Raw genomic sequence first — 14,795 nt, 5'->3', positions numbered from 1 at the left:
TGCGATCCGCTCACCGCCGATCCGATGCGTGTCGCATCTGGATGCTGCTGCTTGAGGCATTAGAGAGGTATCCTCAGAGGTCTTGCAGTCGTATTGCTCTCTCGCACCGTGCGCCCGCGCCTGACGGCCATTCCCCGTCGCGCCTTCGCCCAGGCCGCAGAACAGATACAGTCTGCGTCCGCCACCCGCTTTACCAACGCCACGCAACTAAAACCCGCCACTAGTGATTGACGACATGTCACCCGAAACCGAAATCCGGTCGATGCACGATACCTTCCTGTTGTTCGGCGCCACCGGCGACCTGGCCCAGCGCTACCTGTTTCCATCGCTGCTGCGCATGCTCGACGATGGCTTCCTGCCTGAGGATTTCCGCATCCGCGCGCTGGCATTGTCGCCGCACGATACCGCCAAGTTCCACGCGCTGCTCAAGCCGCGCCTGCACGCGGCGATGCCGCAGATCGGCGAGTCCATCGTCCAGGCACTGCTGGCCCGCATCGACTACCGCTCGGTGGACCTGCGCAACCCCGAATCGGTGGCCGAGGCAGTGCGCGACCTGAGCGCGCGCAAGTGCGTGAGTTACCTGGCGATCCCGCCGGGGCTGTACATCAGCACATGCCAGGGCCTGGCCCTGGGCGGCGCGCTGGCCGCGCCGAACCGGTTGATGCTGGAAAAGCCGATCGGCCACGATTCGGACAGCGCGCATGAGATCCTGCAATCGATCGGCGCGCTGATCGACGAAGACCGCGTGTTCCGCCTGGATCACTACCTGGGCAAGGCGGCGGTGCAGAACCTGATCGCCCTGCGCTTCGGCAACACGCTGCTAGAGGCAGTGTGGAACCGCAACTACATCGAGTCGGTGGATATCCTAGTCGCCGAAAGTGAAGGCGTGGACGGCCGCGACGCCTACTACGCGCGCTCCGGCGCGCTGCGCGACATGGTGCAAAGCCATATCCTACAGTTGTTGTGCCTGGTGGCGATGGAGCCACCGGCCTCGCTGGAAGCGGACCGCATCCGCGACGAGAAGGTCAAGGTACTGCGCGCGTTGCGTCCGCTGCAGGCGGCGCACGCCGCGCGCGACAGCGTGCGCGGGCGCTACACCGCCGGCACCGTCAACGGCCAGCCGGCGCAGGCCTACCAACCGCCGGAAGGTAGCGACGTGGAAACCTTCGTCGCGGTCACCGCCTACATCGACAACTGGCGCTGGGCCGGGGTGCCGTTCCGGCTATGTACCGGCAAACGCCTGGCCGAACGCTCCACCCGCGTGGTGGTCACGCTCAAACCGGTCACTCATTGGCTGTTCGAGCGGCCGGCTGCACAGCAGGTGGCGCCGAACCGACTGACCTTCCAGTTGCAGCCGCAGGAAAATATCGAACTGGACCTGATGAGCAGCCTGGCCGGCCCGGAATGGGGGGCGCTGGAACTGCAGCCGCTGGAACTGGAACTATCGGTACCGACCGGGCTACACCGGCGCATCGCCTACGAACGGCTGATGCTCGACGCACTCAACGGCAACCACGCGCTGTTCGTGCGCGACGACGAAGTGCGCGCCGCCTGGGCCTGGATCGACAGCGTCAGCGAGGCTTGGGCGCAAGCGCGATTGCCGTTGCAACTCTACCCGGCCGGCAGTTGGGGGCCGCAGGAAGCACAAGCTTACGTCTCCGCCACCCCGCCCAACCCAGCGCGGCGAGACACACCATGAGCACACCGCAGCGACCGGTGTTGGTCGCAGACATCGGCGGCACCAACGCCCGCTTCGCCCTCGCCGACCTGGACGCTTCCACCCCGCTGCTCGAAGACAGCACCCAAACCTACGCGGTGGTGGAATTTCCATCGCTAGGCGATGCCGCCCGTCACTATCTGGCACAAACCGGCGTGGACGCGCGCAGCGGCGTGTTCGCGGTGGCCGGGCGGGTGGACGGGGACGAAGCACGAATCACCAACCATCCCTGGGTAATCTCGCGTTCGCGCACCGGCAGCATGCTCGGCTTCGACGTCCTGCACCTGATCAACGACTTCGCCGCGCAGGCGATGGCGATCAACCTGCTGCAACCGCAGGACGTGGTCCAGGTCGGCGGCGCGAGCTGGACCCCGGCGGCAATCGAGGTGCCGCGCAACTACGGCGTGATCGGTCCTGGGACCGGCCTGGGCGTCGGCGGCCTGCTGGTCCGCGGCGGCCGCAGCTATCCGCTGGAAACCGAGGGCGGGCACGTCAGCTTTCCGCCGGGCACGCCAGAAGAAATCCGCATCCTGGAACTGCTCTCGCAGCAGTTTGGCCGCGTCTCCAACGAACGCCTGGTGTGCGGCCCCGGCCTGGTCAACATCCACCGCGCCCTCAGCGAGATGGCCGGCGACGATCCCGGCCCACTGAAACCGGAAGACATCTCCGCGCGCGCCGCCCAGGGCGATTACCGCGCCATGCGCACCATTCAGGTATTTTGCGCGGTCTTCGGCGCCATCGCCGGAGATCTGGTCCTGATGCAGGGCGCCTGGGACGGGGTCTTCCTGACCGGCGGGCTGGTGCCGAGGATGCTCGACGCGATCCAGCACTCCGGCTTCCGCCAGCGCTTCGAGCATAAGGGCCGCTTTTCGTCGATCATGGCGCGGGTACCATCGCTGGCGGTGATCCACCCACGTCCCGGCCTGCTCGGCGCCGCTGCCTATGCAGTGGATGTCGCGCGGCAATCTCCAGGAGCCATGGCATGAGCGCCACGTTGTCCGACCGCATCACCCTGGTCCGCTACGACGATCCAGACGAATGGATCGACGCGGTTGCGGCCGAAATCGGCAACGCATTGGCAGAGGAAATCCAGCGCCGCGGCAGTGCGCGCCTGCTACTGTCCGGGGGCACCACACCAGCGCCGGTGTACCAGGCCCTGGCCGAACTGCCGCTGGACTGGTCCAAACTGGAGGTCGGTCTGGTCGACGAGCGCTGGCTGTCGCCGCAGGACAGCGACAGCAATGCCTATCTGATCCGACACAGTCTGCTGGACCGCGCCGAGGAGGCACGCTTCGAACCGCTGGTGCGGGTCGGCAAGCCGTTGCAGGACTGCGTGCATGCCGCCAACCTGCACGCCCAACACGCGCCGCCCGCATGTATGGCGGTGCTGGGCATGGGCGGCGATGGCCACACGGCCTCACTATTCCCGGGCGCCACCGACCTGAACAAGGCACTGACCACCCCGCTCCCCTACGCCGCGCTCGATGCCACCGGCTGCCCTGGCGCCAATGCCTGGCTGCGACGCATCACCCTGACCCCGGCCGGCCTGGCACCAATCGGTCAGCGCTTGTTGCTGTTGCGCGGCAAGCAGAAACTGCAGGTGCTCGAACATGCGCTGGCGGGCACCGATCCGCACGAATTCCCGATCCGCGTCGCGTTCGATACGCCGGGGGCGCATTTGCGCGTGCACTGGTGCGAGTAGTCGAGCCAGTGCCTGGGACCCGATACCCGTGCCCCGGAACAGCCCTGCTGTGCGACTTCTGCTGCTTTTCCTGGGTCTCCGGACCCCACCCCATACTTAGCCTTTAGCCAATGACCCTGCATCCCAAACTTCATGCGATCACCGAACGTATCCGCGTGCGCAGTGCGCCATCGCGGTACGCCTACCTGGCCGGCATCGACGCCGCACTGCGCGACGGCCCGTTCCGCAGCCGCCTGAGTTGCGGCAACCTCGCCCACGGTTTCGCCGCCTGCGGCCCCACCGACAAGAGTCGCCTCGAAGGCGGGATCACCCCGAACCTCGGCATCATCACCGCCTACAACGACATGCTCTCGGCCCACCAGCCGTTCGAGCACTACCCAGAACTCATCCGCAACACCGCCCGCACGCTCGGCGCCACCGCGCAGGTGGCCGGCGGCGTACCGGCGATGTGCGACGGCGTGACTCAAGGCCGACCGGGCATGGAACTGTCGCTGTTCTCGCGCGACGTGATCGCGCAGGCCACCGCGATCGGCCTGAGCCACGACATGTTCGACACCAGCCTCTATCTGGGCGTGTGCGACAAGATCGTGCCGGGCCTGTTGATTGGCGCACTGGCCTTCGGTCACCTGCCGGCGATATTCGTTCCCGCCGGGCCGATGCCGCCCGGTATTCCCAACAAACAGAAAGCCGAAGTGCGCGAGCGTTACGCCGCCGGCCAGGCCACCCGCGAGGAGTTGCTGGCTGCCGAATCGGCCTCCTACCATGCCCCCGGCACCTGCACCTTCTACGGTACCGCCAACTCCAACCAGGTGCTGCTGGAAGCGATGGGCGTGCAGCTCCCCGGCGCTTCATTCGTCAATCCCGGCACCCCGCTGCGCGAGGCGCTGACCCAGCAGGCGACCGAACGCGCGCTGCGCATCACCGCACTGGGCAAGGACTTCCGCCCGCTTGGCCGGCTCATCGACGAACGTGCCATCGTCAACGCCGTGGTCGCGCTGATGGCTACCGGTGGTTCCACCAACCACACCATCCACTGGCTGGCGGTGGCGCGTGCGGCCGGCATCGTATTGACCTGGGACGACCTGGACGCACTGTCGCAAATGGTGCCGCTGCTGACCCGCGTGTATCCGAACGGCGACGCCGATGTGAACCACTTCGCCGCGGCGGGCGGCATCGGCTTCGTGTTCCGCGAACTGATGGACGCCGGACTGATGCACGACGACCTGCCAACCGTGGTCCCTGGCGGCATGCGCGCCTACGCCGACGAGCCATGCCTGCGGGACGGCGCACTGGCCTACGTGCCGAGTCCGGCCAAGAGCGGCGATGAAACCGTCGTGCGCCCGGCCGCCGCCCCGTTCGAAGCGCAAGGCGGCTTGCGCCTATTACGTGGCAACCTCGGTCGCTCACTGATCAAGTTGTCGGCGGTGAAACCGCAGTTCCGCACCATCGAGGCACCAGCGGTCGTCATCGATGCGCCGCAAGCGCTGAACAAACTGCACGCCGCTGGCGCGCTGCCGCACGATTTCGTGGTCGTGCTGCGCTACCAGGGGCCGCGCGCCAACGGCATGCCCGAACTGCACTCGCTGGCGCCACTGCTGGGCCTGTTGCAGAACCAAGGCCGGCGTGTGGCACTGGTCACCGACGGGCGCCTGTCTGGCGCCTCGGGCAAGTTCCCGGCGGCCATCCACGTCACCCCGGAAGCGGCGCGCGGCGGCCCCATCGCCTGCGTGCGCGAAGGCGATATCGTGCGCCTGGACGGCGAAGCCGGCACCCTGGAAGTGTTAGTGGACACCGCCGAATGGGCCGCACGCACGCCGGCGCCGAACACCGCGCCAGCCGCGCACGACATCGGTCGCAATCTGTTCGGAATCAACCGCCGCGTGGTCGGCCCCGCCGACCAAGGTGCGCTATCGATCTCCTGTGGCCCACCTGCGGCCGACGGCGACCTGTGGAACTACGACGCAGAGTACGAGCTTGGCCACGACCCGGAGGCTGCTTCCGCGCCACACGAGGCCAAGGACGCCTGAGCGGCTTCGTATCGCCCTACCCCACCCTGTCCCAGGCCATTGGCGGCCTGGGCCTTGACCCGCACTTCAACCTGAGGCCCTCATGAGCATCGCCGAACATCAGACCAAGGCCGAGCAATTGCTACGCGCAGCCGGCATCCTGCCCGTCGTCACCGTGCACAGCCTGGAAGAAGCCCGCCGTGTTTCTGCCGCGCTGCTGGAAGGCGGACTGCCTGCAATCGAACTGACACTGCGCACGCCCGTTGCCTTGGAAGCACTCGCAATGCTCAAACGCGAATTGCCGGATATCGTCATCGGCGCCGGCACCATACTCAACGCGAGTCAGTTGCAGCAATCGATCGATGCCGGTGCCGATTTCATCGTGACACCGGGAACCACGCCGATGCTGACCGAGGCATTGGCACGGGCGCCACTACCGGTGGTACCGGGTGCTGGCACCCCGAGCGAACTGATGGCGCTGATGGAGCGTGGCTTCCGCGTGTGTAAGCTATTCCCCGCCTCGGCGGTCGGCGGCCTGGCGATGCTGAAGGGACTGGCCGGTCCACTGGCCGACTTGAAGCTATGCCCCACTGGAGGAATCGGCGAGAACACTGCTGCCGAATATCTGACGCAACCGAACGTGGTCTGCATCGGTGGCTCGTGGATGGTGCCGAAAGAGTGGCTAGCCAACGGCCATTGGGACAAGGTCCGCGAGAGCTCAGCCAAGGCGGCGGCGATCGTTGCCGGAACCCGGTAAAGTCAACAAGCTCGAATCGCAACCGCACTACAGTGCGGAACGGCCAGAATTATATAGACACTCCGTCGCCGCTCTGCATGCGGCGCTGTTCAAACGACGCCCGCACTAATCACTGAGAGCCGACGCCAATCAAGAAAAACTGGCCATCCCAATCTAGATGGGCACCGTCAAGGAAGTGTTGCGGTGCCACGGCTATCCGAAGACGACGACCTCCCGGATGCCGATTTCCCGGATCCCTTACGCCTTGCATAGAATTCGCTCAACCACTGCTCGGGCTTTAAATCGCCCGGGGCCACGCCATGTTCCTGGGCCTTACGATTCAACACATGATGCATGATATCGATGTTGTCGGTCGAAGCGGAAATTACAGATAGCGCATCGTCCATACCGCGTAGGTTGAGCTGGCACACCGACGACCCGTGCCCCTGCTTGACCAGAAAGCAACGCGAACGTTCATCCAGGCCCACGACGACTTGATATTCAGCCTCGGTGAGCTTGAGGCCCTCCATGTAGTCCTCTTTGCTGGCATTTGGATTGGGCAGCAGGATCATGGTCGCAGTCTGCTCGACCAGCGAGGCAGAGATATCACTGGCCAACGCATCCTCCGGGCTCTGAGTCGCGAAGATACCCAGACCGTTCTGCTTACGGATGGTCTTCTGCTTGTTCTTGGCAAATTCTTTCAGCCCCCCCTTCCCGTCGAGGATCTTCCAGAACTCGTCCATCACGTAGATCAACGGCCGGCCATCAATCAATGCCTCCAAACGATGCAATAGATAGTTGATGACCGGGACGCGGACTTCCGGATTGTCGATCACGTCGGTGTAGTCGAAACCGATGATGCTGGCCTTTTCAAAATCGATCGTATCGACCGGATTGTCGAATACCCAGCCATGCGAGTTTCCTGCAGTCCACTTGCGAATGCGCGCATACAAGCCATCATCGCCCATGTTCGGCAAGCTTTTGCGGAAGTTAGTCATACTCCGTAATTTCATGGGTGTATCCAGCATGCCCTCCACTCCACGGAAGATGTCCTCTTCCTCACGCGAGGTGTATTCGGGCTTTCCAGCCAGGACCTTAATCAGATCGGACAAGAACTGAACATTTGCTTCCGTACGTTCGCATTGGAACGGATTGAATCCAGTGGGCTGGCCATTTTTCAGTGCAAGATAGTTACCACCACATGCACGCACGAAAATCTCAGCACCATGATCTTTGTCGAAGAAAAAAATGGTCGGAACGGGATCGAATTTCTGCACTTGGCTGAGCAGGAAGTTGATAAGCGCGGTCTTACCTGTACCTGACTTACCGATAACCATCGTATTGGCAATGGCTTTTTCGCCCAACGAATTCTCCGCCGGATGCGTAGCATGAAAATTGAAATAATAAGGCTGGCCGTTGGTGGCCTGTAGGGTGGTGACACACTGGCCCCACGGATTGTTATCGCGCTTTCCCTGTGCGAAGTTGTGCAAGGGTGAAAGTCCGAGAAAATTCAACGAGCTGAGATTGGCCAATCGCGTCCGGTAGCGCCAATTACCCGGTAACTGCGCATAAAAGGATGAGACAATCGCCAGATCTTCTTTTGTCGAAACGAAACCAGCGTTGGACAGTTCTGCACGCGTTGTGGCGACTTGCTGCGACAACTTCTCCTGGGTATCGGCATAGACAGCGACCGTAAAATGGTACTCACCAAGCACGAAATTGCCCGACGACAACTGATCCATCGCCAAGTCGAGCTCATGAATTTGGCTAACCGCTTTATCACCCGAGGACACCATCATGCCCTTGGTCCGATCCAACACCTTCAGTGCGTCGTGACGCCCCATAGGGCTGAAGGAATGCGTCATGACATATTCGAAATCCAGATATTTTATACCATTAAGAATACCCGGATAAGTACCATCGGCATATTCTTTAATATTCAAAATTGCGCCAAAATGATTAATACCTTCCGGGGTCTTAATCACATAGTCACCCGTCTTATTGGCGAACATGTGTTTGCTGACAGGAAGATAAGCAGATACCGGTGCCTGCAACACTGGCACCGGCTCGTCGATGCGATTGATGAGGTAACCAAAAAACTCAAGTGCTTCGGAGAAAACCACACCATTGCTCGCCTCGTACATGCTCAACCGGTAAGGCGAATAATCCTTGAGAACGGCCTCGACATTGCCCACAAGTTCCAGAAGCTTAGCGATCGCCTGATCCTGTTCGGACTGCAGCTGCACGATGCTAGAGGATTTGTTCATCAATCGCTTACCAGTCACAACCGGGCGATAGATGATGGTCATGTAGAGTTCGTTTTGCATGATCTTTTGCGAAGAAAGCGCACTGTAATACTGATCGGAAAGTTCCTGATTGAAGGCTTGTCGAAACTCGCCACTGGCATTGATTCGACGGCGACGACGCACGTCATGAACCCAGAACGCCACGTTTGCGAAATCCGGTGCACGCAAAGTCTGTAACATCCGATTGAATGTGTTATGACGATGTTCGATCTCCCACTCTTCTCGCCCCACGAACGGCAAGCCACCAAAATGCCAAGTCAACATGAAATCCCCTCCCGTCGTCTTGAGCACGGACGGCGCCACGTGCGTTGAGATGGAAATGAATTCACTGATCGAAGTATCTGGGATGAACATAATAGTGGATAACTCGAAATACGTTTCACATTAAAAATAACCGACTCAAACGAGTCGGGAAAAGTTGAATTCATTACACGAAAGCATCGCACACAAGCAGATAATAAAATAAGGCCAGTGCACGATATAAATGCTCGTGCACTGGATTGAACCTGGCATCAAAGAAATTTAACGCTTTGTACCTGGCGCATCTTTCCGGTATTCGTTGGGAGAGAATACCCACATTCCAGAGTAACGCTGCTGGTTACGCACACGCATTCTGAACATCCAACGCAACCCAAGCATTCTAAAGATCATCTCATCACGCTTAGTCATTTGTTGCATAACAAAAACAATGACCGGAATTAGAAGCAGAAAACGCATGTCGAAATAGACCCCCATCAGGAAGCCACCTCCTGCCCCGATGAAAAACGGAATGTAAGGCACCCCGAAGAACATCGCAGGCCGGGTACAGCCTCGAAAAAGTACGTTCTTATGCATACTGCAGCGCGTGCTGGATGAGGTCGATACTCGCCTGGCAAGCTGTCTGACCTGTTTCGCCGATCAGCATCTTCGCCAACTGTCCGGCCCCACCGATTAGCACGCCCCCCAAGAGAACTGGCGCGACTTCGGAAACACGCTTGTGTGCAAAGGCAATCTGGTAACCCGAAAAGACCGTCGCGATGGTGACGACTACGACCGAGGCCATATTCAGGATGTTGTTCGTCTTACCGAGAAAGCCACAGACTTTCTGATCAGCGCCTGCATAGTCAGCACTTCCGCCCGCCGCCATGGCAACACCGGAAGCAAATACGGCGGCAGTGAAAATCGCAGCCTTCAACGCGGCCATACCAATGGCATTGGCGTTCGATTTGATATGGTTATTATTGAACATCATGGGTATCTCCTTGAATTGAAAAACGGGGTAAATCTTTTAATAATTCACATCTCAGTGCCACTTGAACTGGCTAAAATACGAAAGCTCCATCATCAGAAATCGATGGTGGTGCAGTTGTGCCAGTAACGGTCGCCCCTGTAACAACCGACGATCTATTCGCGGAAGTCTCCGAAGCTGAATTTACTCCACTGCCCGCAGGAACAGCCACTCCTTTGCCGCCACCTGTTGACTGTATTATATAAAGGCCGGCATCTTTTGCTTCTGTGGGCGCGAGCGTGGGTGCAGTCGCGCTAGCCGGTGACTTCCCTTGTTCCGACGTATTCACCGCAGTGCGGTATTGCGTTGAGACTTGCGCCTTCTGGATCAAACCATCGGCCAGTTGATTGTTAGATGCCGCGATGCGACGCGCGATGATTGAATCGACCTCATGCACTACCGCAGCTTTTGCAGTTCCGCTCACGGGGCGGCGTATGCCGACCGGAATTACCGGAATCGCCGCTATCGGAGTTGCAGCCTGCGCGCGCTCTTGATTGATGGACGCATAGATTTTCTGCACATAGCCATACCTGTACCCGGCCTCAAAATTCCCGGAATAGTAGCAACTGAAGGATTTACCCCAATTTCCGCCAGAGCGGCCATAACATTCCGCGAGAATTCTGGAAGCCACCTGAAGATTTGGACAGATCCGAAATGCCTTTTCATAGGAATCCAATCCATACTTCATCAAATTATAGCGATTGACTTGCCCTAGCCCGAGAGAAAAGTTGTAGCCCTTCTGCTCCAACATGCGTGCAGTAGCGACCGCTTCGGAGATATTATTCGGCTGCCGGATCAAACGCCCGCCAACCACACCAATCGCGAGCGGATTTCGTGAAGACTCCACCCGCACAACGTGCTGCATGACTTCGGCCGAAACCGCCATTTCAGGACAACTCAGTAGTTCCATGCCTGGTAACATGCAGCCTTTACTCCGTATGTATAAACTCCATAGCCAAATACCTAGGAGTCACAGATGAGACATCGTTGAAGAAAAATGTAAAGCCAATCAACATTCAAGAAAATTATAGCCTCAATGAAAATCACTCATCCCGCCGGAGAGCGTACGTTCCGGATCGAAATCGATACCAGTGATATAGCGCCGCCCAGCATGCGACTTGATATGCACCACAATGTCGATGGTCATCATCAACAAGCGTTTGATGACCGAGAACTCCAATCCCGAACCTTCGGCCGACGCCTTGACCATCAGAGCCAACTGATCCCAAGTCTGCCCGATGCTACCGGCATGGCAACTGGTGATGGAACCAGGATGGCCTGAAGCGCAATTACGGATGAAATAAAACGATTCGTCACCACGCAACTCAGCCAGAATAATGCGATCCGGCTTCATTCGCAGGCAGGCTTCCATGCAACTCTTCGCCGTCACATTACTCGTACTTTGCCCACCTTTCGAGTAAAGCAAATGCACCGCATTTGGTTGCGTGATAAACAGTTCGCGCGCATCCTCGATCGTTACCAGGCGTTCTTCATTGGGAATGTGATTAACCAGCGACTTCATGAACGTCGTCTTGCCGCTACCGGTAGCACCTGCGACGACAATGTTCTTCTTGAACAAGACAGCTTTCTTGAAGAACTCGGCATAATCGCGCTGGCGCCGCAATTCAAGCAACTCAAGATCCTGTTCGCTGATTCCTACCTGCATTTCCAGGATCTCCTGGAAAAACCCGTCTTGCTGATACTGCTCTAAGGTCTTGGTATGCTTGGACGGAAGACGAATCGTGATCGATATTTTCCCCGCATCACAAGCGGGAGGAATGACGAACTGGGCACGCTGCCCGGTCGGGAAGGTCAGCGACACGACTGGATCTACATCGGTGATGCGCTGACCGGTGTTGCTCTCGTTGACCACCGAAGTGCAGAACTGCCGCGCACGTTCGAAGGTCAACGACGGTATTTCCATTCGCTGCCAGCCACGCAGCGTCTCCAGGTACAACTCACCAGGACGGTTGATGCAGATTTCCGTCACGTCTGGAGAATTGAGATAATCTAGGATTCCCAGCACCGAATACTGGTAATCCAGAAAATCCGTCGAAATCTGTGCGGTCGGAGATTCTTCGAAAGTCACATCAGATTCCTCAGGCGGTCATCGCGGCAACACCGCAGTGAAATCGACATCCTTGGCAACATACACATTGATTACGGTGCCTTGATTGATGGTGACAGTCGCTGGGTGGCGATGATCCAACGCTTGGTCCGCCAGACGTTGTATAGATTGCGCTGTATTACTCTCATAAGGCTGTTGGGTGACGACGCCGGAATTGAGACCGACCGACGTCGTCTTCGGGCCGTGTTCAGCCGCCTCCCATTTGAACGCATCGCTGAGAAGACTGATCATCAGAGCGGACGAGATACGGCTTGGCCAATGTGCGTTGTACTGGCCGGGATGACCTGCACTGCCAAGATTGTCGACACCAGGCCCCACCATAGTGACGTCGATCCCAGTCGGGGTCGTGATGCGATCCCAGACCACCTGCATGCGCGGACCTGTCGGCTCTACTGCACCATACTGACCCAACATCTTGGACCCCTTTGGCAGCAATAGGCGTCTGCCGTTGATGGAATATACGGGCTCGGTGATGATGCAGGATGTGAAGCCCGGGAAGTCGGTAATGATGCGCGTCTCAAGTACACAGCGAATGTAGGTGCCACGCACCAACAATCCGTCCGGATTGGCGATCGGCTTGGCCGAGGTTTCCTGATCCTGTTGCTTTTGCTGGGCTGCGCCCTGTTCTTGCCCAGGCAATAGCCCTGCGGTGCCTTGCTGCTGGCCGCCACCAGCGTCTTGCATACCCGCCATACGGCGCTCCAACAGCGAGGGCCCCCGCTCCTGACGCGAAGGGCGCATATCTTGCGCCACAGTAGCGGGTGGCATGGGGGGCATGAGTGGCAAATTCGGCTGCTCAGCCAACGGGACCGGTTCCGCCTGCGGCGGCGGCGGCGGAGCGGCGGTCTGCGGTAAGGCGGGCGCAACCACTGCTTCCTGGCGTGGCTTGGGCGGCGGTGCTGAATCACGCCCGCCACCGACGATCCAGAAAATCGCCAGGACCAACAGCAATGCAACGCCCCCCAAGAAGACCAATGCTTTGCGATTGAGCTTCTTTAGGTCGCTTGACCTGAGAACTGGCTCATTGGCGTCAAGATCCGGATCGGTGGCCTGTCGATGACGAGCGAAATAGGGATTCTCTCGGTTAGCGTTACCCGATTGCGGAGAACGCGGCTGACCCTGATCATGGCCGTTATTTTCGTCAGAAGGAGGCATGTTCGAATTCACTTTTGCTTATTCCTACGCAGGCCGACAACATTCTTTCCATGACGGATGACCAGAAATGGATAGGTCCCATGAACAATCAAGGTATTGCCTTCGACTGTGGTATTGACCAAAAAATCCTCATCATTTTCCTTCTCTCGACCGAACACGACCGGAAAATTTCCCGTCGGGAAACGTGCCAGATCCATTTTTATGTAAGTGAATTTTCCATCGTCATAAACACTACTTGGTACGATCCACACTTGCTTAGAACGCGTGGAGTAGTCGTAATCGAAATAATAATGACGATCTTTCGTCAGCCGCGTATCCAGCTGCGACTCATCCTTCACTTTCTCACTCGCCGCAGCGAAACTAGTATCCTTCGGATAAGTAAAGGACACCTTGTACTGTACGCCGGCCTGCTTGGCCTGCTCCAGCCGCTGCCAATCTGTGGCGACCACTTTCAATTCCAAAATATAGGAATGGGTGGCAGTCCGGATCATCATATTCGTGTCAACATCGACGTTCTTCGGTTTCAGATAGAAGACGTTCTCGCGACGGCTGAGTTCCCAACCGCTGGTAAAACCAGTGCTGTAATCAAGGATCTTTTCGTTCGGACTCAATTCAACCTGGGTGGTGATGCCAAGGCCGGTACGGATCTGATAGATCTTGTCAGGCTCATACTCGTACTGCTGAACCACCTGAGCTGACGCCAACGGCGCGAACAGCCACAAGGCCAGCAACGCAATATGCACAGAACCAATTTTCGTCAAGAAACTCATCGAACATTCGCTCCATTGCCATTGTTCTGGGGGGCAACATTGGGCGCAGACGGGACAGGAACAGGTTGCGCCGCCGGATAAACAGGTGCACTACCAGGGTTTGCAGCCGGCATCTGCTGCTGGGCAGGAGCCCCCCCACTGCCACCAGGCATAGAAGGCTGTCCGGCTGTCGATCCAGCCGTATGCGACTGCAGCGCGCTCACCGTCGGCGACTGAAAGGACGGCGATGGCGGCACCGGCATCGCCGAGTAATCGTTATCGACTCGATAATCTGTCACCTGGAAACCCAACGGGTTTTGCACGCGAAGATCTTCATTCATCACCAGGTTATTATTATAACGAAAACCCAGGATAGCGAATTTATTATCCAATAAAGTAGACTGCCCACTTTTTTTATCATAGATACTGCGCTGGAAGCGAACATTCGCGCCGTCATACGGCTTTCCACCGCCGCCTTGCAGGGTAATACTCAGGATCGCCACACGAATGGATCGCGTCCTACCGTAAGTATAATATGGCGCCGATGGATTATTTGGCGCATGCAACGCATAGTACTCTTCTCCCACCGAAGTATCTTTTGGCGCCATCGAAAACACTGTCGACCAGTCGTTCAGGGCCATCATCTCGGAGTCATAGGACTCCCTTGCAGCAATGAATCTGGCGACATTACTTCTGGCCAACGCCTCGCTGGTAGTGATGCTCCTAACGTCACCGATATCCCGCAACACCGACACCGTCGAGTTACCGGTATACGCATCTGCCATCACCAGATAGGGAACCTTTTCCTTCAGAGGCAGCATGTAGTAGTAACCGCCACCGAGCAACAAGCACAGGATAATTGCACTGAACGCGACCCACCACGCACGACGCTCGCTGCGCCGTGCCAAATCAGCAATACTGACCTCGTAATTAACCGCCTTCGCAACAGTTTTGTTAACGCTCTCGCTCTCAATGGGATTTTTACCAAACATCAGACTTCACCAGGTTCATAATGTGACTGCGGAAGCA

General features: G+C 58.3%; 13 protein-coding genes. 5 read left to right on the top strand and 8 right to left on the bottom strand.

The annotated features are described in order from the left end of the window. The first annotated feature begins 262 nt into the window (after nt 1–262). From zwf to XalbCFBP2523_RS02150, 5 genes are all read left to right on the top strand, one after another. On the top strand, nt 263–1,699 hold the full coding sequence (gene zwf, locus XalbCFBP2523_RS02170; RefSeq protein ID WP_045757302.1) for a glucose-6-phosphate dehydrogenase: 1,437 nt from the start codon (nt 263–265) through the stop codon (nt 1,697–1,699). After that, the gene (gene glk, locus XalbCFBP2523_RS02165) at nt 1,696–2,703 is read left to right on the top strand and encodes a glucokinase (RefSeq protein WP_045765895.1); all 1,008 of its coding nucleotides are present in this window, start codon (nt 1,696–1,698) and stop codon (nt 2,701–2,703) included. Before zwf ends, glk begins: the two co-directional genes overlap by 4 nt. Beyond that, complete coding sequence (pgl, locus tag XalbCFBP2523_RS02160; protein ID WP_045760792.1) at nt 2,700–3,419, top strand: 6-phosphogluconolactonase; 720 nt, start codon at nt 2,700–2,702, stop codon at nt 3,417–3,419. Before glk ends, pgl begins: the two co-directional genes overlap by 4 nt. 110 nt (nt 3,420–3,529) lie before the next feature. Further along, nucleotides 3,530–5,446: a phosphogluconate dehydratase gene (edd, locus tag XalbCFBP2523_RS02155; protein ID WP_045765896.1), complete on the top strand. Its 1,917-nt coding sequence runs from the start codon at nt 3,530–3,532 to the stop codon at nt 5,444–5,446. Nucleotides 5,447–5,528: 82 nt separating this feature from the next. Beyond that, nucleotides 5,529–6,182, top strand: a complete 654-nt coding sequence (locus XalbCFBP2523_RS02150; protein WP_045760794.1) for a bifunctional 4-hydroxy-2-oxoglutarate aldolase/2-dehydro-3-deoxy-phosphogluconate aldolase — start codon at nt 5,529–5,531, stop codon at nt 6,180–6,182. Nucleotides 6,183–6,349: 167 nt separating this feature from the next. On the opposite strand, the gene XalbCFBP2523_RS02145 is transcribed toward XalbCFBP2523_RS02150, so the two are convergent. From XalbCFBP2523_RS02145 to XalbCFBP2523_RS02110, 8 genes are all read right to left on the bottom strand, one after another. After that, nucleotides 6,350–8,821, bottom strand: a complete 2,472-nt coding sequence (locus tag XalbCFBP2523_RS02145) for a VirB4 family type IV secretion/conjugal transfer ATPase (protein ID WP_045765897.1) — start codon at nt 8,819–8,821, stop codon at nt 6,350–6,352. A 168-nt stretch (nt 8,822–8,989) separates the two neighbouring features. Continuing rightward, nucleotides 8,990–9,301 (bottom strand): VirB3 family type IV secretion system protein, encoded by a 312-nt coding sequence (locus XalbCFBP2523_RS02140; RefSeq protein ID WP_012916327.1) that lies wholly within the window; start codon nt 9,299–9,301, stop codon nt 8,990–8,992. Then, a complete protein-coding gene (locus XalbCFBP2523_RS02135) occupies nt 9,294–9,695 on the bottom strand; it encodes a TrbC/VirB2 family protein (protein ID WP_049887213.1) in 402 nt (133 codons plus the stop codon). The genes XalbCFBP2523_RS02140 and XalbCFBP2523_RS02135 overlap by 8 nt, the downstream gene beginning before the upstream one ends. 73 nt (nt 9,696–9,768) lie before the next feature. Next, nucleotides 9,769–10,656, bottom strand: a complete 888-nt coding sequence (locus XalbCFBP2523_RS02130; protein ID WP_080928111.1) for a lytic transglycosylase domain-containing protein — start codon at nt 10,654–10,656, stop codon at nt 9,769–9,771. A 111-nt stretch (nt 10,657–10,767) separates the two neighbouring features. Beyond that, nucleotides 10,768–11,823 (bottom strand): P-type DNA transfer ATPase VirB11, encoded by a 1,056-nt coding sequence (gene virB11 / locus XalbCFBP2523_RS02125; protein ID WP_045765898.1) that lies wholly within the window; start codon nt 11,821–11,823, stop codon nt 10,768–10,770. Between the two features lie 18 nt (nt 11,824–11,841). Beyond that, complete coding sequence (locus XalbCFBP2523_RS02120; RefSeq protein ID WP_045756897.1) at nt 11,842–13,029, bottom strand: TrbI/VirB10 family protein; 1,188 nt, start codon at nt 13,027–13,029, stop codon at nt 11,842–11,844. Then, a complete protein-coding gene (locus tag XalbCFBP2523_RS02115; RefSeq protein WP_012916332.1) occupies nt 13,026–13,787 on the bottom strand; it encodes a TrbG/VirB9 family P-type conjugative transfer protein in 762 nt (253 codons plus the stop codon). The genes XalbCFBP2523_RS02120 and XalbCFBP2523_RS02115 overlap by 4 nt, the downstream gene beginning before the upstream one ends. Beyond that, nucleotides 13,784–14,758: a VirB8 family type IV secretion system protein gene (locus XalbCFBP2523_RS02110; protein WP_045765899.1), complete on the bottom strand. Its 975-nt coding sequence runs from the start codon at nt 14,756–14,758 to the stop codon at nt 13,784–13,786. Before XalbCFBP2523_RS02110 ends, XalbCFBP2523_RS02115 begins: the two co-directional genes overlap by 4 nt. Between the last annotated feature and the right edge of the window lie 37 nt (nt 14,759–14,795).

Origin of the sequence: Xanthomonas albilineans (assembly GCF_002939705.1) — a bacterium.
Taxonomy (GTDB): domain Bacteria; phylum Pseudomonadota; class Gammaproteobacteria; order Xanthomonadales; family Xanthomonadaceae; genus Xanthomonas_A; species Xanthomonas_A albilineans.
Note: the sequence above shows the minus strand (reverse complement) of the source record. Positions and strands in the feature narration are given on the sequence as shown.